Genomic DNA, 19,424 nt, shown 5'->3' with positions numbered 1-19,424 from the left:
CTTCTGATATCACTCAATAACTTTTAAATCGGCCTCTTAGGGCGACAGGTGGTGCCGTGGAGTTGGGATCAATCCTAACAACCAACGCGCGTGGCCGCCAACCACAATATGCGGACGATGGCTTGCCCGTCATCAATTCAAAACATGTGCGAACGAACCGCGTCATCCTTGGCGAAAATCGTACCGCAGTCGAAGCTGGCTCACCGGTCATCATCGAAAAAGGCGACGTGCTCGTGAATGGAACCGGCGTTGGAACAATTGGCCGTGCCGCAGCTTACTTGCATGATCAACGGGCGCTGCCGGACAATCATGTTACCGTTCTTAGAAGCAAGGAAGTCGATCCAATCTACCTTTCTGGTTTCCTGAACAGCCCGCTAGGTCAGCTCCAAATCGAACGCCACATAAAGGGCTCGTCCGGTCAGATTGAACTCTATCCTACCGACATTGCGAAGATCGTGTTTTGGGACGCGCCGGACGGTATTCAAACCAAAGTCCGTGACGCAATTCTATCTGCGTTTGCCGAAGAGCGCCGGGCGCATGAACTTCTGGAAGCCGCAAAGCGCGCGGTCGAAATCGCCATCGAGGAGGGCGAACCCGCAGCATTTGAGTTTCTTGATAGAGTCGAGGGAGAAGGCTAATGGCTCTTCCACCGCATGCCACCGAATGGATGAACCGAGCCGAAATTGACTATATCGGACCGTTTGTCAAAGCGTGGGCCGCATTCAATGCCTGGTATAGGCATGCAAGTGGACAGGCGCAAGAACGCGCTATGCTCAACTTCGCAATTCGAGATGCAAATAGCACTCTTCGCCGCCGTGTTCTGCCCTTGCTTCGCAATGGAAACGCTACAGCGGAAGCCGAACGACTAAAGCAGGCCATTAGTGATCTGCAAAGGCAGCTTGATGACATTCAATTTGAAGTAACGCGCAAAGGCGTGGTCGAACGTATTTCTCTTCGCGAGGTATGTATCGCGCCGAAGAATTTTCAGCGCGAACAAATCGAGCGGAACGGCCAACGCTTTGTCGCAGAAAAAGTCCAAGGCGGGCGCATCGAAATCACGGTGACTTCAATCCAAACTCAACAAGTACGGTTTCAGCATACGCAAGATAGCTATGAACCAGCGGCAGTATATGAACATGCCGACTTTGCAGTGCGGCTATCGAACGTACAGCAAACACGACTGCGTGAATTCTATGATGGCTGCAACCCACGCCCGATGAGCGACCTTGTGCAAGGTGGCGGGCCATTACTCGAAATTTCTACGATGCAATTCCAATGCTCCGCCGAAGACCTTTTGGCAGGACTGGTGGAAACGCTCTATGCGATGCGTAATGCACTCCTTCACGGGGAGGTCGATCCAGACGAGAAGGTGCTTGCTTGCTATGAGCCAGCATACCGGATTGTGATGTGCTTCCTTGAGAAAATTCGGTGAGGGAATAGCAAATGGCGAAGCTCAAAGGTCCAAAATTCGTTCAATATTTCCAGCCGGTCATTGACGGCTTGCGCGACCTTGGTTCATCGGCGAAGCCTAAGGAAGTTTATAGCTGGATTGCGGAACACCACGATATCCCGAAGGCGGAAATCGAAAGCACGACAAAGGGCGGGCAATCGAAGTTCGAAAACAAGGTTGGTTGGGCGCGGTTCTATTTGGCAAAAGCGGGCCTGATTGACACCGAACAGCGCGGCGTGTGGGTGCTAACCGAGCAAGGGCGCAAAGCGACCCTATCGCACGACGAGGCCTACCGACTTTTCAAAAACATCCATGATGGATTTCCGCGTCCGGACAAAACGTCCGAAGAAGAGCAAACGCGTTCGCCCGTTGAAGACGAAGACGCCAGCGCGCCGGATGAGAAAACTTATCTAAATCAGGATGAAATACAGGAACGCCTTGTCGAACTTCTCCGCAGCGTAAGCGACAAAGGGTTTGAAGAGCTTTGCGCACGGTTGCTGCGACATATCGGCTTTGAAAATGTAAAAGTGACAGGTCAAAGCGGCGATCAAGGCATTGATGGAGAAGGATATCTTCTTATCAATCGCTTCGTGCGCACAAAGGTCATGTTCCAATGCAAGCGCTATAGCAACACAGTCCAGCCCAAGGAGGTACGAGACTTTCGCGGAGCGATCCAAGGCAGAGCAGAACGCGGAATTTTTCTAACCACCGGCACTTTTACGAAAGGTGCAAGGGAAGAAGCCGCCCGCGAAAACGCAACAGCTATCGAACTTGTCGATATCGACCGACTGCTTGAATTGATGATTGAAGAGGGCCTAGGCGTTAAGGAAACGAAGGCTCTGACGATTGAGCCGCACTTCTTCAAACCATATCAAGAGCGCTTTTGATGTCGGTTTTCATTGCGAACTTTGGCAAGGCCAACTACGCTTGGAAAGCTTGCCTGGAGCAATCAACCATAGCGACAATTAATGACGCTGACGTGCATCATTTTTGGCTATCAGGAGACCGCGAAAGCTACATTGATGTATGTACCCGGCTAAAGAAAACCGCACACGGCGACCCTGCACCAAAACAGCTCGCGTCCCGATGGTTCAACCTGATGACCATCATCGCCAACTCATCCGGTGATATCTGGGTGCATCGAGACGGCAACACAATTTGGTGGACCGTGTCTACAGACGAACCTGCCTGGTTTGATGAAGAGCCACGAAGTGTTCCCTATCAGCCCCTCAAGGTCTTTGAATGCCACAAGCCATGTAAACCGTGGTCTTCGACGGATATGAACGGCAAACCATTGACGTGGGATGCCGTTCACCCAAAGGCAAAGGATTTCCTTACGACTGAAAGCACTCTTCAGGAACTCAGTCCAGATAATGCAGCTTACGTCGAGACGATGATCCGAGGCAGCACGTTGGATGCCTGGCACACACTCCCCCTGTGGCGAGGAAAACTCCAGGAGGCCAAATTCCAGCCGGTACGCAATTTTACGCCGGTTCAAAAGTCAATCGCCGATATGGCAATGCAGGCGGAGCAAACAACAAAGACAGCGAACGGGCAGACGGTTGAACGCATCGCCAAGAACAAAGATTTCGGCTTCAAGGATCGCCAAGAACTGGAATGCTATCTATACGACCTTCTCGAAGCTCAAGCGAACCAATGCGCAATCACCGGCCTCCCCCTACAATTCATTGGGTCGCACGATGACCAGCAAATGCTGTGTTCACTGGACCGAATTGACAGCAAAGGGCACTACGAGAGGGATAACCTTCAGATAGTCTGCCGGTTCGTAAACTTCTGGAAAAACAATATGGAAGATGCAGAATTTCGCCGACTGCTTTGTGTTGTGAGGCAGCAATAGAGCAACCCGGAAGCTTTTTTGGCTAGGCGCAAATTTCGAGGGCAAGCGACATAAACGGCGCAAATCGACCCAAATAAAGGTGGGCATAAAGCTATAAAAAGAATGGGTAGATTGTGGGTAGAATTTACTGAACTGAAATTAATTCAAATAAATCAATGATATTTGGTAGCGGAGGAGGGATTTGAACCCCCGACACAAGGATTATGATTCCTCTGCTCTAACCTACTGAGCTACTCCGCCAACCTGCGCACCGTCGGGCGGTGACAAGGGGTCCGGCGCTTTGCGCGGGACGGGGCGTTATTAGGGCCTGCGGCAGGGGGTGTCAAGCGTCAAGGGCGGGTTTTCCGATCGGTTTGCGGGGGAGGTTTTCGCGCCCGGCGCGGCCCGTCGATCCGGGGCGGCGATGCCGGCGCAATCTTTGCTCGAAATCTTCGGCGAAAAGGCCTATATGGGCCGGACGAAGGAGCTTATATGGCGATTGAAAACAAAAGCGAGGACTGGCAGGGACGCTATTCGCCCAGTCTCGAGAGCGTGGAGTCGCTGGCGATCGAGGCCTATGCCAAATTGCCCGAGGCGTTTCGGGCGCTGACCGGCGACCTCGTGATCGAGATCGCCGATTTTCCGAGCGACGAGGTATTCGAGGACATGGCGCTGGAAACGCCGTTCGATCTGCTCGGCCTGTTCGAGGGCCGCGGCGTTTCGGAGCGCTTCACCATGGAAACCGGCGAGATGGTCAACCGGATCACGCTCTATCGCCGACCGATCCTCGATTACTGGGCCGAAAACGAGGAAACGCTCGGCGATATCGTCAGCCACGTGCTGATCCACGAGATCGGCCACCATTTCGGCCTGTCGGATGACGACATGGAGCGGATCGAGGAAAGCGTCGACGACGACGCGGACGATGCCCGGCGCTGACGCGCCGGACGCTGTCTCATCAATCCGGACGGATGAAATCGCCGGTCTTGTTGTCCATCACCCACAATTCGCCCGATGAAATGTCGAACCAGGCGCCGTAGAGCTTCAGCTTGCCCTGTTTCTCGGCGTCCTTCACATTCGGGAAGGAGCGCAGATTGGCGAGCGAGTTGCGGATTGAAATCCGCTCCAGCGCGGTCTGGCGCTCGCCTTCCGTCATGATCGAATTGGAGTTGATCTGGGCGGCGGCGGGCTTCAGCAGGTTGATCCACTTGCCAATGAAGTCTCCCGGCGACAGCGGATCGGCGTTGGGCGAAAGTGCTGCATGAATACCGCCGCAGCGGCCATGGCCGAGCACCACGATATTCTTGACCTTCAGCCCCTCGACCGCGAATTCGAGCGCGGCGGACGTGCCGTGATACTGGCCGTCCGGCTCATAGGGCGGCACCATGTTGGCGACATTGCGCACCACGAACAGCTCGCCCGGGCTCGCATCGAAGATCATTTCCGGCGCGGCGCGGGAATCGCAACAGGCGATGAACAGGGTCTGCGGCTTCTGCCCTTCCTCGGCAAGCTGGCGATAGCGGGCTCGCTCCTCGATATAGCGTCCGGACATGAAGTTCTTGTAGCCGTCGAGAAGGGGTTTCGGGAAAGAGTCCGTCATTCTGCCGTCCTTATTTTCGGGCGCCGTGCCAGCGCGTCAGTTTCTTTTACGTCGCCGGGACGGATGCATCAATTGACGAAGGCCAACTTTTGCGAAGGGCGCCCGCAGACTTTGCGCATCCTTTTCCGGCATCAACTCGTCAGCGCCTTCGCGCACCGCGCGCGTCAGGGTCTCGAACACGGAAGCGGTCGATTTTTCAAGCGCCTCGGCCGGCGGCTTGCCGGCGAGCCTTGCGGCCAGAAACAGCGCGGAAAACAGGTCGCCGAGCCCGTTCGGCGGATTTTCGACGCGCTGATGCTCGGCCAGCAGCGCCTGCCTGCGATCGACGAACAGCGCCGCCACGCCCTGCTTCAGCATGGAATGCGCCGAGGTGACCACGACTTCCGCCGGCCCGAGCGCGAGTGCTGCGTCGATTGCGGCCGTATTGTCTTCGAGCGTGCGCCCTGAAAGCCAGGCGAGTTCGAATCGGTTGGGCGTCGCGATATCGGCGAGCGGCAGAAGTCGGTCGCGGATTGCGCGGGCGGTGTCTTCGCCAACATAAAGCCCGCCCTCATCGCCGATCACGGGATCGCAGAGATAGAGGAGGTCGGGATTTTCGGCGCGCAGGCCTTCGACCAGCTTTGCGATCGCTTCGGCCTGGCCGGCATTCGCGAGATAGCCGCTGATGACGGCGCGAACCTCGCCGCGCCAGCGGCTTTCGCCGAGTTCTCTCAGCGCCGTCGCGAAAGCCTCGCCTTCAAATTGCAGCCGCGTCGCCCGCCCGTGTCCGGGATGCCAGGGCAGCACGACGGTGGGTACGGCCCAGGTGTCGTAGCCCAGAGATTCAAGTGCAAAGACAATGGCGCGGTTGCCAATCTTGCCGCGCATGACGTAGCTTGAAATCGCGATAACGGCGCCGTCGGGGATGTCGAATGTCATAATGGGCCCCGTTGATGCCTGGGCTGAATGCAACCAAAACGATAAAACGGCGAAATTGTTTTGTCATTCGCCTCAATTACGCTCTAAATCGCCTATTGGAGCAAGCTGTCAAGCGGCTGTCATGGCCGCGGCGTTAAACGATATCCCAATGGAGCGGAAAATCGCCCAAAATAGCGGCTCGATCCGCTGACATAAAATAAGCTGGAGGAAACATGGACACCAAAGCCGACCAGAAGCGCAAGTCCCTGATGCAGCAGGCCGAGCGCCTCGCCAGGGAGGCCAACAAGGCTTACATCAACCCGGCTTTCATGTTCGACCATGCCAGTCCCGAGGATCTGGAGCGCTACACGCCCGAAGCGATTGCGGCCGCCGCATACCACGCGGCCGACGAGATCGCGGCCTATGACGGCGGCGACGCGCGGGTCACGATCGGCGCGGTCGAAGGCATCGCTCCGGAAGGCATCGCAACCGACGTGATCACCGTCACCGACCGCAACATGCCGTTCATCTATGATTCGGTGATGGCGGAGATCGCGGAATTCACCAATGATTTCATGCTCGCCGTCCACCCGATCCTGGTCGTGACGCCTGGACAGGCGCCGGTGGCGTTTTCATCCGATGTCGAGCACGCCGAAGACGATCGCGTCAGCCATGTCCAGGTCCATGTCCGGCAACTGGCGCCGGAAACGCGCGCGCGGCTGAAGGGGCAGCTCGAATATATCCTGAACCATGTTCGTCTGGCGGTCGCCGGCTGGCCGGAAATGCTCGCCAAGCTTGAAACCGCGATGAACGAAATCAAAACCCGCGCCCCGGCTGCCGTCGCGGATGCGCGGGAGGAGGCGCTTGCCTTCCTCGCCTGGCTGCGGGATGGCAACTTCACCTTTCTCGGCATGCGCGAGCTTGTCTATCTCAAGGATGCGGATGGCGCGCGGGTCGAGCATGTGCCGGATGCGGCGATCGGCATCCTCTCCGATCCGGAAATGCGGGTGCTGCGGCGCGGCCCCAATCCCGTGGTCTCCACGCCGGAGATCATCGGCTTTCTCGAAAGCCCGAAACTGCTTCTGGTGACCAAGGCCAACACCACCTCCACGGTCCATCGCCGTGCCTATATGGATTATATCGGCGTCAAGCGTTTCGGCGAAAACGGCGAGGTGGTCGGCGAGCTCCGGATCGTCGGCCTGTTCACCTTCACCGCCTATACCCAGTCGGCGGTGCGCATTCCGCTGTTGCGCGCCAAGATCGCGGACGTCACGCGCCGCTTCGGTTACGAGCCGAAGAGCCATGCGGGCCGGATGCTGCAGAACATTCTGGAATCCTATCCGCGCGACGAACTGTTTCAGGCTCCGGTGCCGCTGCTTGCGTCCTTCTGCGAGCAGATCATGGCGATTGCCGACCGGCCGCGCATCAGGGTGCTGAGCCGGATCGACAATTTCGACCGTTTCGTCTCGGCGCTCGTCTATGTGCCGCGCAACCTTTACGATTCGCGCCTGCGCGAGAAGATCGGCGACTACCTGGCCAGCGTCTACAAGGGCCGGGTGTCCGCCTATTATCCGTCGTTTCCCGAGGGGCGTTCGGCGCGGGTGCATTTCATCATCGGCCGGCGCAGCCTGGACAAGACCCCCAATGTGCCGCAGGCAGAGCTGGAAGCCGAGGTCACAAGGCTTGCCGCCGACTGGACGGAACGGTTCAAGGAACTGGCCGGTCCCGGCGCGCCGGAGATCGAGGCCAACGAGGCCTATCACGAGGCCTTCTCCCCGGATGAGGCCTATGCCGATCTCGGGCTGATCGGTGACGCGGCCAAGAAAGGCATGCGCATCGATTTCTACCGCGACCGGCATGAGGAAGAGGCCGAGGTGCTGCGGCTGAAAATCTTCCACGGCGGCTCCCACGTGCCGCTGTCGCGGCGCGTGCCGCTTCTGGAAAATCTCGGCTTTTCCGTCGTCTCGGAGCGGACCTTCGAACTGGAATATGCCGAGAGCGGCACGGCCAGCACAGAGGTTGTTCTCCATGACATGGAGCTGCTGGTCGAAAGCGAGGTCGATCTGGAGGCCGATGGCGACCGGCTCGAGGAAGCCTTCGTCGACGCCTTCCAGGGCGCGATCAGCAATGACAGCTTCAACCGGCTGGTTCTGCTGGCGAGACTCAGCGGGCGGCAGGCCAACGTGCTGCGCGCCTATGCGCAATATCTGCGCCAGGCCGGCGTCAACTATACCGGCGACTATATCGCCAATTCGCTCTGCCAGTATCCGGTGATCGCGCGGGCCTTGTTCTCCATGTTCGAGACCGCCTTCAATCCGGCACTTTCCGATGACGCCCGCAGCGACGGCATGAAAAGCGCGCGCGGCACGATCACGGAAGGGCTGGAAGGCGTGCCGAATATCGATGACGACCGCATTCTGCGGCTGTTCGTCAAGCTGATCGACGCGACGCTCAGGACCAATTATTTCCAGACCGACGAGAATGGCGCGCCGCGGCCCAACCTCGCCTTCAAGTTCGCCTCGCAGTCGCTTGCCATCCTGCCGCAGCCAAGGCCGTTCCGCGAGGTCTATCTCTACGGCCCGCAGGTGGAAGGCGTGCATCTGCGTTTCGGCAAGGTCGCGCGCGGTGGGCTTAGATGGTCGGATCGCGGCCAGGACTACCGCACCGAGGTGCTGGGGCTGGTCAAGGCCCAGCAGGTGAAGAACGCTGTGATCGTGCCGGTCGGCGCCAAGGGCGGCTTCTACCCGAAGAACCTGCCCCTCGGCGGCAGCCGCGAGGAGGTGTTCAACGCCGGACGCGAGGCCTACAAGAGCTATATCCGCACCCTGCTGTCGATCACCGACAACATCATCGACGGCGAGGTGGTGCCGCCGAAGGATACGGTGCGTGCCGATGAGGACGATCCCTATTTCGTCGTCGCCGCCGACAAGGGCACGGCAACCTTCTCCGACACCGCCAATGCGCTGGCGCAGGAGGCGGGTTTCTGGCTCGACGATGCCTTCGCCTCCGGCGGTTCGGCGGGCTACGACCACAAGAAGATGGGCATTACCGCGCGCGGCGCCTGGGAAGCGGTGAAGCGGCATTTCCGCGAGATGAACATCGATATCCAGACCACGCCGTTTACTGTCGCGGGCGTCGGCGACATGTCGGGCGATGTCTTCGGCAATGGCATGCTGCTGTCCGAACAAATCCGGCTGGTGGCCGCCTTCGATCATCGCGATATCTTCATCGACCCCGATCCCGATCCGGCAACGGGCTTTGCCGAGCGCAAGCGGCTCTACGACCTGCCACGCTCGAGCTGGCAGGATTATGACCGGGAGAAGATGTCTGCGGGCGGGATGATCATCTCCCGCAACGAGAAATCGGTGCGACTGACGCCCGAGGCGGCGGCCGCGATCGGTCTCGAGGCGGAGGAGTATTCGCCATTCGATGTGATGACGGCGATCCTCAAGAGCCAGGTCGACCTGCTCTGGTTCGGCGGCATCGGCACCTATATCAAGGCCGCCGGCGAGACCAATGCCGAAGTCGGCGATCGCGGCAATGACGCGATCCGCGTCAATGCCAACGAGCTTCGCGTCAAGGTGATCGGCGAGGGCGCCAATCTCGGCGTCACCCAGAAGGGCCGCATTGCCTTCGGGCTGAAGGGCGGGCGCTGCAATTCCGACGCCATCGACAATTCCGCCGGCGTCAACTGCTCCGACGTCGAGGTCAACATCAAGATCGCGCTGGCCTCGGCGATGCGCTCGGGCCGGCTGTCGCGCGAGGACCGCGACCACCTGCTTGCGGAGATGACCGAGGCGGTGGCCGAAATCGTGCTTGAAAACAACTATCTCCAGACGCTGGCGATCTCGCTCAGCACCCGCGAGGGGTTGCAGAGCCTGCTGTCGCTGTCGCGGATGATGGACGTGCTGGAGCGCGAGGGCCATCTCGACCGCGCGGTCGAGATGCTGCCGGACGAGGAGGCGCTGAAGACGCGCCGCCAGGCCGATCAGGCGATGACCCGGGCCGAAACCGGTGTGCTGCTCTCCTATGGCAAGATCGTGCTGTTCGACCAGATCCTGGAAAGCGACCTGCCGGACGACCCCTATATGGAGCCGGTGCTCTACGGCTATTTTCCGGAGCGCATGCGCAAGGCGTTTTCCGACGATATCGCCGGCCATCGCCTGCGCCGGGAAATCATCTCCACCGGGCTTGCCAATGACGTCATCAACCGCGGCGGTCCGGAATTCGTGATCAATGCCTGCGACATGACGGCGGCGACGCCGGCCGAGGTGGTCAAGGCCGCGATCATCGCCCGCGACGGTTTCGCGATGGACGAGGTCTGGGACGCGGTCCATGCGCTGGACGGCACGATCGACGGCGACGTCCAGAACGCGATCTATGGGCAGCTTCGCTATCTGTTCCGCATCCTGACGCATCTGTTGCTGCGCAACGGCCTTGCCGAGGGCGATATCGCCGGTTCGGTCAAGAGGCTGCGCGATGCCTTCTCGCTGTTCGAGGCGGATATCGAGGGTCTGTTGCCGGAGGCGCGCGCCGAGTGGCTGGCGGACCAGGAAGCCGGCTGGCGGCAGGCCGGCGTGCCGGAAGCCCTTTCGCGGCGGCTCGCGCATCATCTGGCGATGATGTTCGTGCCGGAGGCGCTGCAGATCGCGAGCCGCAGCGGCCACAGCCTGGAAAAGGCGGCCAAGGCCTATTTCGAGGTGACGCGGATGTTCTACGTCTCGCCGCTATTGTCGGCGGCGGCCCGGATGAGCCCGACCGACTTCTACGATTCGCTGGCGCTCGCCCGTTCCATGGACCAGATCTCCGCAAGCCGCCGCGATCTCGCCGCCAATGCGCTTATCGGCCATGGCGAGGCGGAAGAACCCGTCGAGGCCTGGCGCGAGGCGCATGCCCAGCGGGTGCTGCAGGTCACCGATCAGCTCTCCCGGCTTGCCGCTTCCGGCGATCCGACGATCGCCAAGACGACGGTGGCGGCCGGCCTGCTTGGCGATCTCGCGCGCGATCTTGTCTGATAGCTTGCGAAACGCCTGCCGTCATTCTATCGGATAGTGGCAGGCGTTAATAAGGGGCGACGGGGTGACACTGGCTGAGAGCGAGGCGGACGGACGCGTGGCTGGCCGGTCGGGCATCCTTGGTTGGATGTTCTTCGATTGGGCGGCGCAGCCTTTCTTCACGGTGATCATCACTTTCATCTTCGGCCCCTATTTCGTGGCCTCGCTCGGCCCGGACAAAGTTGCGGGCCAGACGGCGTGGGCGAATGCCGCGACGGTGGCGGGCGTCGTGATCGCGCTCACCGCCCCGCTGGCCGGCGCGCTGTCGGATGCAACCGGCGGCAACAAGCGCTTTATCGGCGGGCTTGCCATTGTCCAGATCGCGGCTCTTTGCCTGCTTTGGCAGGCCGCGCCGGGGACCGGCTATTTCTGGCCGGCGGTGATGATCGTGCTCGCCACGGTGGCGGCCGAGCTCTCGGTGGTCTTCAACGACGCCATGCTGCCCCGTCTGGTCGAGCGGGGCGCGATCACCCGGATTTCCAACGACGCCTGGGGGCTCGGCTATCTCGGCGGCATGATCTTCCTCATCCTGTTCCTGCTGTTCCTGTCCGCCGATCCCGATACCGGCCTCACCATCCTCGGCAATCCGCCGCTATTCGGGCTGTCGGCGGCCGAGGGCGAGCCGGCGCGCCTTGCCGGGCCGCTTTCGGCGCTGTGGTATCTGGTGTTCCTGATGCCGATGATCCTGCTGACGCCCGATCATGTGAAGACCGGCGCGGCGGGCCGGCGGCTGAAGGGCTGGCTTGCGGACTTTTTCGCGACCCTTTTAAGCCTCAGGAAGCGCCCGGCGCTGTTCCGCTTCTTTATCGCGCGCATGCTCTATATGGACGGGCTCAACGGCCTGCTGATCCTCGGCGGCGCGTTTGCCGCCTCCCTGTTCGACTGGTCGATCACCGAAATCGGCATCTATGGCATGATCCTCAACGTCGCCGCCATTTTCGGTTGCTTCTGCGCCGCCCGCCTCGGCCACCGCGTCAGCGCCGGACGGGTGGTGATCGTCACGCTGTCGATGTTGATTTTCGCGACCCTGGGCGTGGTGTCCACAAGCGTCAACGCTACCGCATTTGGTCTGGTGCCGCTCCCGCCGGCGGATGGCGGGCTGTTCTCGTCCGGCGCGGAAAAGGCATTCCTGTTCTACGGCGTGATCATCGGCCTCGCATTCGGGCCCGTGCAGGCGGGCTCGCGCGCGTTTCTGGCGCGGGCGGTGGACGTTGCTGAATCCGGCCGCTTCTTCGGCCTGTTCTCGCTCACCGGCCGGCTGACGAGCTTCATGGCGACGGCGGGCTTCGCGGTGCTCACAAGCTGGACGGGCTCGCCGAATATCGGCATGGCGAGCCTGCTGGTTTTTCTGGTCGCGGGGCTGGCGCTGTTCGTGCCGGCGGCGGCCGCTGTCAGTGACGGAAAGTCCTGACGCCGGTGAACACCATCGCCACGCCATTGGCGTTGGCGGCGTCGATCACTTCCTGGTCGCGGATCGATCCGCCCGGCTGGATCACGGCGGTGGCGCCGGCGGCGACAGCCGAGAGCAGCCCGTCGGCAAACGGGAAGAAGGCTTCCGAGGCGACCGCCGAGCCGCGCGTCATCGGCTCGGGCCAACCGGCGGCCTTGGCGGCTTCCTCGGCCTTTATGCCGGCAATGCGGGCGCTGTCGATGCGGCTCATCTGGCCCGCGCCGATGCCGGCGGTCTGGCCGTCCTTGACGTAGACGATCGCGTTCGACTTGACGTGCTTGGCGATCGCGAAGGCCATCTTCATGTCTTCCAGCTCGCGGTCGGTCGGCGCGCGCTCTGTGACCACGTTAAGGTCGATCTCGTCGATCATAGCGGTATCGCGCGACTGCACCAGGAAGCCGCCGGCAACGGTCTTGAAGTTCACGCCGCGTGCGCGCGGGTCCGGCAGGCCGCCGGTGGTGAGCAGGCGCAGGTTCTTCTTGGCGGCGAGGATTTCGCGGGCGGCATCGTCGGCGTCGGGCGCGATGATCACCTCGGTGAACAGCTTGACGATTTCCGTGGCGGTCTCGGCATCGAGCGTGCGGTTGAGGGCGACGATGCCGCCAAAGGCCGACTGGCTGTCGCAGGCAAGCGCCCGCTTGTAGGCCTCGGTCAGCGTCTCGGCCCGCGCCACGCCGCAGGGGTTGGCGTGCTTGATGATGGCGCAGGCAGGCGCCATCTCCGGCGGAAACTCCGCGACCAGCTCGAAGGCGGCGTCAGTGTCGTTGATATTGTTGTAGGAAAGCTGCTTGCCCTGATGCTGCACGGCGTTCGCCACGCCCGGGCGCTTGTCGCCGGTAACGTAGAAGGCCGCCGACTGGTGCGGGTTTTCGCCATAGCGCATTTCCTGGCGCAGCGTGCCGCCAAGCGTCATGTGGCGCGGATTTTCGAGCGACAGCGCCTCGGCAAACCAGCCGGAGATCACGGCGTCATAGGCGGCGGTGCGGGCATAGGCGCGGGCTGCAAGCGTTTGCCGCAGCGCATAAGGCACGGCGCCGTGGCCGGCCTCGATCGCCTCGCGCACCTCGTCATAATCGGCCGGATCGGTGATCACCGTGACATAGGCATGGTTCTTGGCCGCCGCGCGGATCATGGCCGGGCCGCCGATATCGATGTTTTCGACCGTCGTCGGATAGTCGCCGCCACCGGCGCGGACTTCCTCGAAGGGATAGAGATTGATGACGGCGAGATCGATGCCGGAAATGCCGTGCTCGCGCATCGCCGCCTGATGTTCCTCGTCGTCGCGGATCGCCAGCAGGCCGCCATGAACATTCGGATGCAGCGTCTTGACCCGGCCATCCATAATCTCGGGAAAGCCGGTGATTTCGGAAACGTCGGTCACTTCAAGGCCGGCCTCGGCCAGCACCTTGTGGGTGCCGCCGGTTGAAAGCAGCCTGATCCCCCGGGCCGCAAGCGCGCTTGCGAATTCGACGATGCCGCTCTTGTCGGAAACCGAAAGCAGCGCGGTTTTCACGGTGACGAGATCGGGGGCGGGGATTTTCTTGGAGGCGACAGCCATGGCGATGTCCTTCGGGCGGTCGCTGCGGAGGCCGCAGCGCTGAAATACGGGGATACCTGCGGCGCTTTAGCATGGTGCGCTGGATTTATAAACCGCTGCCCGGAAGGCTTGGCGCTATGTCCACTTATAAGAGATCGCTTCAGTCGAGACGTTTGAACTGCCAGGCGATGTCGGTGTGCTCGGCGACGTCGGCGGTGATCACGATCTGGCGTGAGGCCTTGGCGCCGGAGCTCGCGGCGAAATAGACGTCGTCTTCGAGCGCGGGCGAAAGGCCCGGGGCTGTGAACAGCCAGCTTTCATTGTCCGGTGCGGTCATGAAGATCGTGTCGGCATCTTCCCGCATCGTCCAGATGGACGGATGGAGGTGGAAGCGGATTGTCGCGACATGGCCGTCGCTGGCGAGCGGCATGGCATCATGCGGGCGGCGGAACCGGTCGATACCGGAGACCACTCGCCCGTCCGGAGACAGCGTCAGGCGGCGTTCGCAATAAAGCCGGAAGCGCGACAGATAGCCGTCATGTCGCATGATGAGGCGGTCATCGCCGCGCTCGTCCTCATCTCGCTCAACCTCAATGCTGCGTAGACCGCCAAAGGCGACCGGGCCGAGAAAGTCCGAGCGGGAAAAGCGGATCGAGGAATGGTCGTCGATCGTGACCGTGGAGTGGGCGGCGGTCGAGCGGGCCATGCGGGTCATTTCGCCGGTGCGGGCGGGAACCCCGGCATTGACGATGAAGCGGTTCCTGCCCGACGACAGTTCGAAGGCGGTCGCGCCGGCATGGGCGGTCTTCGACAGATGCGCGGAGAGCGGCTTTCCGGCATCGGCGATGATCACGGTTCCGCCAGCCTCCAGCCGCTGGAAACCGGTATGGGGCAGGGCCTTGAAACCGGCGCTGCCGATCTCGTCATAGCGCAGCAGTGCGGAAAGCGCGGTCGACGGCACGCGGCCCGAGCCGTTGAACAGCGCAAGCTCGCCATCGCTGTGGCGGAAGAAGTTCAGGGCCGCATAGGCCCGGTCGATGCTGGCGAGCAGGCGCTTGGGCAGCGGCTGTTCGAGATTGATGTAGGTCTGCCTCAGCGGCAGCAGGCCGAGCAGAAGGCGCAACAGCGCATCGGGGCAGCGCGAGATATGGCCGCCATCGGGCAGGATCTGGCGGGCAAGCTCGTCATCAAGCCTTTGCCTCGCCTCGGATTTGTGCCGGTCGGAAAAGTCGAGGCTGATCGAGGCCATGGCGAGCGTCATGGCGACCTGCAGTTTCAGCTCATCGCGCGCCATACCGCGATAGCGCCGGCGCAGCAATTGCTCGTGGCGGATGACGGCATCGATGAAGCGGCGGTAGAAGGCGGCGTCCGCGCCCTTGAGGATGACGGTGGAATGGCAGAGCCAGGCATTGAGCCGCGTCGCGACCGTTTCGGTCGTCCAGCTCGGGCCCGTTCGCGTCCGGTGACGGCGCAGGAAGCTCAGCACCGCGGCGCGGGCGAATTCGTTCGCGCTGCTGTCGCGCTGGGTTCTCAGATGCCGGAGCCATCCGAAGCCGGACACGATCCGCTCGAATGTCGCGCTTGGCATCTCGCAGGAAAAGAGCGGCCGGCCTTCCGTCAGCAACAGTTCGCCGGCGAAGGCGAAGCGGCCGGAGATGATGTCCTCACCCTCCAGCGGATCGGCGATGCGCAGATCTGTGGGCGCGACAAGCAATTGCGGCGTTGCGCCGCCGGGCCAGCGCGGCAATGGCAGCGACAAGACGGCCGCCCTGGCGCGCCGGAGGGATTCCTCGGCGTACAGAAAGGCATATCGTGCGATTTCCGCGCCCGGAAAAACCAATTTCAGACCCTTTTTATTTGTTTCGTTCGCCGGAAACCGGCGTGACCCGACCTTACGGGGTAGCGCAAGAGCCTGAACACTTGCTTAACAGGTTGTGTTTTGTCAGTTTCTGCTTACCTGTTTATCCGTCGGAGCGCGACCGCGTAGAAGCCGTCGAGCCCGGTCTTGCCGTCAAGCTGTGCCGCGGGCGTGGTACGGATCGCGCCGTTGGCATCGAAGAACGGCGCAAGCGTGTCGGGTCGTCCAGCGGGGAAGGCCGCGCGCTCCGCAGGCGCGCCGTCGGCCAGGAGCCGCTCGACGACGGTCTCGCCCTCCAGCGGATCGAGCGAACAGTTGGAGAAGATCACGATGCCGCCGGGGCGTACCAGATCGAGCGCGCGCCGGGCCATGGCATATTGCACCTCCGCCAGCTTCTCGATGTCAGAGAAATCCTTGGTCCAGAACACGTCCGGATGCCTGCGCGCGGTGCCGGTGGAAGAGCAGGGGGCGTCCAGAAGGGCGGCGTCGAAGAGCGTTTCCGGTTGATATTCCATCATGTCGGCGGCGATCGTCTCGGCGGAAAGCTGCAGGCGCGCGAGGTTCTGCTCCAGCCGCCGGAGCCTGCTTTTGGAGCGCTCCAGCGCGGTCACCTGGCCGCCCTGCATGATCAGTTGCGCGGTCTTGCCGCCGGGAGCGGCGCAGAGATCGATAACGCGCTGGCCGGTGAGATCGCCGAACAGCGTTGCGGGGATCGCGGCGGCGGCATCCTGCACCCACCATTCCCCCTCGGCAAAGCCGTCCATGTCGGAGACCGCACCGGAGGGCGCATCGAGGCGTATTGTGCCGGTGGACAGAACCGTGCCGCCAAGCCGCGCGGCCCAGCCTTCCAGATCGGATTTGACGGAAATATCGATCGTCGGCGGCTGAAGCTGGGCGCGGCCGATGGCGTGAGCAGTATCCGCGCCGTAGACGGCGCTCAGCCGCTCGGCGAACCAGTCGGGGATCGGGCTGACGCTTTCGAGTTCGGCGAGGATTTTCGCCTTGCGCCGCGTCATGCCGCGCAGAACGGCGTTGACGAGACCGGCAAACCGCTTGTTGCGCGGATCGGCATTGGCCTGTTCCACGGCGATATCGACGGCGGAGTGATCGGGCACGTCGAGATAGAGGATCTGGGCGGCGGCGATTGCCAGCACATGCGACAGCGCCCGCGCGCCGCCCGGCAGCGGGCGGTCGAGCAGCGAGGCGATTGCCTGATCGATCATCGGCTTGTGGCGGAGCGTGGTCAGCACCAGCGCGCGGCAGAGCGCCCGGTCGGCGGGGCCGAGCGCGCGATAGGCGGGGTTGCCGTGTTCGGTGTCGATCATGCCGTCGAGCGGCGTCTTGCGGTCGACCACGGCTGCGAGGATTTTGGAGGCGGCGGCGCGTGCTGCGTAGCCGGGCTTGTCGTTCGGACGGTCCTTATTCGGGGCCGTCCGCTTCATGTCATTATTCAAGACCAGGGACCTTTGAAGGGCGGTTCATTGCCGTTGCCGGTGTTGGGAACCGACTGCGATCTGCGGGTCGCTGTAGCAGGCCGGTAGCCCTGCGTCGAGGTCTGCCCCATGCTTGCAGCCTGATCGCGAAGGGCCGCGATCCGGTTTTCGGTGTTGGGATGGGTCGAAAACAGATTGTCCATGTTCTGGCCCGAGAGCGGGTTGATGATGAACATGTGCGCCGTCGCCGGGTTGCGCTCGGCGCGTTCATTGTGGATCGCCTGCGCCCCGTGATGGATTTTCTGCAGCGCGGAGGCAAGCGCCATCGGGTTGCCGCAGATCTCGCCGCCGCGCCGGTCGGCCGAATATTCGCGGGTGCGGCTGATCGCCATCTGCACCAGCGCCGCCGCCATCGGGGCGACGATCATCATCAGCAGAACGCCGACAATACCGAGCGGATTGTCGCGTCCGCGCCCGAAGAAGAAGGCGAAATTGGCGAGCATCGAGATCGCGCCGGCAAGGGTGGCGGTGATCGTCATGGTCAGCGTGTCGCGGTGCTGGACGTGCGCAAGCTCATGGGCCATCACGCCCGCAAGCTCCTCGCGCGAGAGCATTTTCACAATGCCGGTCGAGGCGGCGACGGCCGCGTTTTGCGGGTTGCGGCCAGTAGCGAAGGCGTTCGGCTGCGGGCTGTCATAGAGGTAAACCTTGGGCATGGGCAGGCCGGCGCGGCCGGCAAGCTCGCGCACCATGCCGTAGAATTCCGGCGCCGTGCGCTCATCGACCTCCTGGGCGCCGTACATTTTCAGCACCATGCGGTCGGAATTCCAGTAGGAGAAAACGTTCATGCCGGCGGCAACGACAAAGGCGATCACCATGCCGCTCTGGCCGCCGAGCATATAACCGATGCCCATGAACAGCGCCGTCATCGCGGCAAGCAGCATGGCGGTGCGAACGAAATTCATGTCCAGGTCTCCTGAAGCGACAAAGAGGAACTCTTCAGATTGGTTGAAGCTTGCCCTATAATTGGGGCATGGTCGCGCATATATCAATATTGCGGCGCCTGCGGGATTTTGCGGGATTTGATTGACGAAAGACGTGGCATGACAGACGGAAACGACGGCAACAGCAACGAAAACGATATCGCCGGCCTGCCATCGGCAGCCGATCTGGCGGCGCTGACGTCGACGCCGGAAAAGCCCGCCGACGCGCCCGATGCGTCGCGCCGCGATCTGCCCGAGGCCGCGAAACGGGCCCTTGCCGAGGCCGAGGAACGTCGCCGCGACGCCGCACGCCCGGCTGGCAAGCCGGCAACCGAACTCGGGGGGCGTGGCGGACTTGATCCGGCCCGGTTTGGTGACTGGGAGATCAAGGGCCGGGCAATCGATTTTTAACTATGGGTAAAAATTCCTATTGATGCTACGGAAACAAAGGAATAAATTCCTTTGTCATGAATCACTCCTTTTCCACATGCGCGCTGTTCTGCGCCGTTTTCCTGTCGCTGCCGCCTGTCGCCGGCGCCGTCGAGATATTCGCCGGGCCGGTGAGCGCGGAGGTCGTGCGGGTGGTCGATGGCGATACGATTGCGGTCGAGGCGCGGCCATGGCCGGGGCAGATCATCGAGACGCTTGTTCGGGTGCGCGGCGTCGATACGCCGGAGCTCCGCTCGTCCTGCGGGGCCGAGAAGGAAGCGGCCAACATCGCGAAAGATTATGTGATCTCGCTGCTGCACGAGGGCGACCGGGTGGAACTGCGCGCGATCGCGGGCGACAAGTATTTCGGTCGTGTGGTGGCCGATGTCGGCGTGCCTGAGAAGGGCGATCTCACAACATTGCTGCTGACCGGCGGTTATGGGGTGCCCTATGACGGCGGCCGCAAGACGCCGTTTGTCTGCCCGTCTTCCTGAGGCTCACGTCGCGTCCGCGTGGGTGAGGATGTTGAGCAGCAGGCCATCGGGATCGCGCACGAAGAAACGGCGCACGCCCCAGGGTTCGTCGGCGGGGCCATAGGCGAGGGCAAGGCCCATCGCCTCTGCCCGGGCAAGGACCTCGTCAAGATCATCGACCTCGATGGAAAGATCGGGTACCGGCGTGCCGGAACCGCCTTCGCTTGCGAATGCGATCTGGACCCGCGCGCGTTCGTCCGACGCCAGGGTGACGATCCAGCCGTGATCCATCACCGCCTTCAGCCCCAGCAGTTCCTCATAGAAACGGCGGCGCTCCGGGATCGACTGAGTGGCGATATTGGCGACGATGCGTTTGACGGTCATGGCTTCCCTTCGGCTTTTCCGATTGCGCGCGGGTCAAAG

At 61.9% G+C, this 19,424-nt stretch carries 16 protein-coding genes and 1 tRNA gene; 9 read left to right on the top strand and 8 right to left on the bottom strand.

Annotated features, from left to right (window positions below):
- Nucleotides 1–122 precede the first annotated feature (122 nt).
- The 4 genes from K7H91_RS11795 to K7H91_RS11780 are packed head-to-tail and all read left to right on the top strand — an operon-like array spanning nucleotide 123 to nucleotide 3,308.
- On the top strand, nucleotides 123–638 hold the full coding sequence (locus K7H91_RS11795) for a hypothetical protein (protein ID WP_230720429.1): 516 nt from the start codon (nucleotides 123–125) through the stop codon (nucleotides 636–638).
- Nucleotides 638–1,432 carry a hypothetical protein gene (locus tag K7H91_RS11790; protein ID WP_230720428.1) on the top strand — a complete coding sequence of 265 codons (795 nt, stop codon included), beginning with the start codon at nucleotides 638–640 and terminating at the stop codon, nucleotides 1,430–1,432. The genes K7H91_RS11795 and K7H91_RS11790 overlap by 1 nt, the downstream gene beginning before the upstream one ends.
- An 11-nt stretch (nucleotides 1,433–1,443) precedes the next feature.
- A complete protein-coding gene (locus K7H91_RS11785) occupies nucleotides 1,444–2,337 on the top strand; it encodes a restriction endonuclease (protein ID WP_230720427.1) in 894 nt (297 codons plus the stop codon).
- Complete coding sequence (locus tag K7H91_RS11780) at nucleotides 2,337–3,308, top strand: hypothetical protein (protein WP_230720426.1); 972 nt, start codon at nucleotides 2,337–2,339, stop codon at nucleotides 3,306–3,308. The genes K7H91_RS11785 and K7H91_RS11780 overlap by 1 nt, the downstream gene beginning before the upstream one ends.
- A 163-nt stretch (nucleotides 3,309–3,471) precedes the next feature.
- Here the strand turns inward: K7H91_RS11780 and K7H91_RS11775 are convergent.
- Nucleotides 3,472–3,548, bottom strand: a tRNA-Met gene (locus K7H91_RS11775).
- 231 nt (nucleotides 3,549–3,779) lie between these two features.
- On the opposite strand from K7H91_RS11775, the gene K7H91_RS11770 reads away from it, so the two are divergent.
- On the top strand, nucleotides 3,780–4,226 hold the full coding sequence (locus K7H91_RS11770) for a metallopeptidase family protein (RefSeq protein ID WP_018063787.1): 447 nt from the start codon (nucleotides 3,780–3,782) through the stop codon (nucleotides 4,224–4,226).
- 19 nt (nucleotides 4,227–4,245) lie between these two features.
- Here K7H91_RS11770 and K7H91_RS11765 read toward each other — a convergent pair whose 3' ends face one another.
- Together K7H91_RS11765 and pdxY are read right to left on the bottom strand one after the other, a co-directional pair.
- Nucleotides 4,246–4,887, bottom strand: coding sequence for a carbonic anhydrase (locus tag K7H91_RS11765; RefSeq protein WP_230720425.1), 642 nt, complete (start codon nucleotides 4,885–4,887; stop codon nucleotides 4,246–4,248).
- A gap of 36 nt (nucleotides 4,888–4,923) precedes the next feature.
- Nucleotides 4,924–5,805, bottom strand: coding sequence for a pyridoxal kinase PdxY (gene pdxY, locus K7H91_RS11760; protein ID WP_230720424.1), 882 nt, complete (start codon nucleotides 5,803–5,805; stop codon nucleotides 4,924–4,926).
- Between the two features lie 212 nt (nucleotides 5,806–6,017).
- Between pdxY and K7H91_RS11755 the strand changes: the two genes are divergently transcribed.
- Entirely contained in the window at nucleotides 6,018–10,799 is a 4,782-nt protein-coding gene (locus tag K7H91_RS11755; RefSeq protein ID WP_230720423.1) for an NAD-glutamate dehydrogenase, read from the top strand.
- Between the two features lie 64 nt (nucleotides 10,800–10,863).
- Nucleotides 10,864–12,249 carry an MFS transporter gene (locus K7H91_RS11750; RefSeq protein ID WP_419197478.1) on the top strand — a complete coding sequence of 462 codons (1,386 nt, stop codon included), beginning with the start codon at nucleotides 10,864–10,866 and terminating at the stop codon, nucleotides 12,247–12,249.
- Here K7H91_RS11750 and purH read toward each other — a convergent pair.
- From purH to htpX, 4 genes are all read right to left on the bottom strand, one after another.
- Nucleotides 12,230–13,846: a bifunctional phosphoribosylaminoimidazolecarboxamide formyltransferase/IMP cyclohydrolase gene (gene purH / locus K7H91_RS11745; RefSeq protein ID WP_230720422.1), complete on the bottom strand. Its 1,617-nt coding sequence runs from the start codon at nucleotides 13,844–13,846 to the stop codon at nucleotides 12,230–12,232. The two genes, K7H91_RS11750 and purH, sit on opposite strands and share 20 nt — an antisense overlap.
- A 139-nt stretch (nucleotides 13,847–13,985) precedes the next feature.
- The gene (locus K7H91_RS11740) at nucleotides 13,986–15,584 is read right to left on the bottom strand and encodes a heparinase II/III family protein (protein ID WP_230720421.1); all 1,599 of its coding nucleotides are present in this window, start codon (nucleotides 15,582–15,584) and stop codon (nucleotides 13,986–13,988) included.
- Nucleotides 15,585–15,778: 194 nt separating this feature from the next.
- Nucleotides 15,779–17,143: an RsmB/NOP family class I SAM-dependent RNA methyltransferase gene (locus K7H91_RS11735; RefSeq protein ID WP_419197479.1), complete on the bottom strand. Its 1,365-nt coding sequence runs from the start codon at nucleotides 17,141–17,143 to the stop codon at nucleotides 15,779–15,781.
- Nucleotides 17,134–18,081: a zinc metalloprotease HtpX gene (gene htpX, locus K7H91_RS11730; RefSeq protein WP_230720419.1), complete on the bottom strand. Its 948-nt coding sequence runs from the start codon at nucleotides 18,079–18,081 to the stop codon at nucleotides 17,134–17,136. The genes K7H91_RS11735 and htpX overlap by 10 nt, the downstream gene beginning before the upstream one ends.
- Before the next feature lie 138 nt (nucleotides 18,082–18,219).
- Here htpX and K7H91_RS11725 point away from each other — a divergent pair, with 138 nt between their 5' ends.
- Nucleotides 18,220–18,510, top strand: a complete 291-nt coding sequence (locus tag K7H91_RS11725; protein ID WP_230720417.1) for a DUF1674 domain-containing protein — start codon at nucleotides 18,220–18,222, stop codon at nucleotides 18,508–18,510.
- Between the two features lie 56 nt (nucleotides 18,511–18,566).
- Nucleotides 18,567–19,022: a thermonuclease family protein gene (locus K7H91_RS11720; protein ID WP_230720415.1), complete on the top strand. Its 456-nt coding sequence runs from the start codon at nucleotides 18,567–18,569 to the stop codon at nucleotides 19,020–19,022.
- Between the two features lie 3 nt (nucleotides 19,023–19,025).
- Here K7H91_RS11720 and K7H91_RS11715 read toward each other — a convergent pair whose 3' ends face one another.
- A complete protein-coding gene (locus K7H91_RS11715) occupies nucleotides 19,026–19,385 on the bottom strand; it encodes a VOC family protein (RefSeq protein ID WP_230720413.1) in 360 nt (119 codons plus the stop codon).
- Nucleotides 19,386–19,424: the final 39 nt, after the last annotated feature.

Origin of the sequence: Martelella mediterranea (genome assembly GCF_021021415.1) — a bacterium.
Lineage (GTDB): Bacteria > Pseudomonadota > Alphaproteobacteria > Rhizobiales > Rhizobiaceae > Martelella > Martelella mediterranea_C.
Note: the sequence above shows the minus strand (reverse complement) of the source record. Positions and strands in the feature narration are given on the sequence as shown.

Bases quoted from the DNA above. Each gene is read 5' to 3' on its own strand.
- htpX (WP_230720419.1), bottom strand. From the start codon at position 18,081: ATGAATTTCGTTCGCACCGCCATGCTGCTTGCCGCGATGACGGCGCTG.
- K7H91_RS11765 (WP_230720425.1), bottom strand. From the start codon at position 4,887: ATGACGGACTCTTTCCCGAAACCCCTTCTCGACGGCTACAAGAACTTC.
- K7H91_RS11715 (WP_230720413.1), bottom strand. From the start codon at position 19,385: ATGACCGTCAAACGCATCGTCGCCAATATCGCCACTCAGTCGATCCCG.
- K7H91_RS11755 (WP_230720423.1), top strand. From the start codon at position 6,018: ATGGACACCAAAGCCGACCAGAAGCGCAAGTCCCTGATGCAGCAGGCC.
- K7H91_RS11785 (WP_230720427.1), top strand. From the start codon at position 1,444: ATGGCGAAGCTCAAAGGTCCAAAATTCGTTCAATATTTCCAGCCGGTC.
- K7H91_RS11780 (WP_230720426.1), top strand. From the start codon at position 2,337: ATGTCGGTTTTCATTGCGAACTTTGGCAAGGCCAACTACGCTTGGAAA.
- purH (WP_230720422.1), bottom strand. From the start codon at position 13,846: ATGGCTGTCGCCTCCAAGAAAATCCCCGCCCCCGATCTCGTCACCGTG.
- K7H91_RS11725 (WP_230720417.1), top strand. From the start codon at position 18,220: ATGACAGACGGAAACGACGGCAACAGCAACGAAAACGATATCGCCGGC.
- K7H91_RS11770 (WP_018063787.1), top strand. From the start codon at position 3,780: ATGGCGATTGAAAACAAAAGCGAGGACTGGCAGGGACGCTATTCGCCC.
- K7H91_RS11790 (WP_230720428.1), top strand. From the start codon at position 638: ATGGCTCTTCCACCGCATGCCACCGAATGGATGAACCGAGCCGAAATT.
- K7H91_RS11720 (WP_230720415.1), top strand. From the start codon at position 18,567: ATGAATCACTCCTTTTCCACATGCGCGCTGTTCTGCGCCGTTTTCCTG.
- pdxY (WP_230720424.1), bottom strand. From the start codon at position 5,805: ATGACATTCGACATCCCCGACGGCGCCGTTATCGCGATTTCAAGCTAC.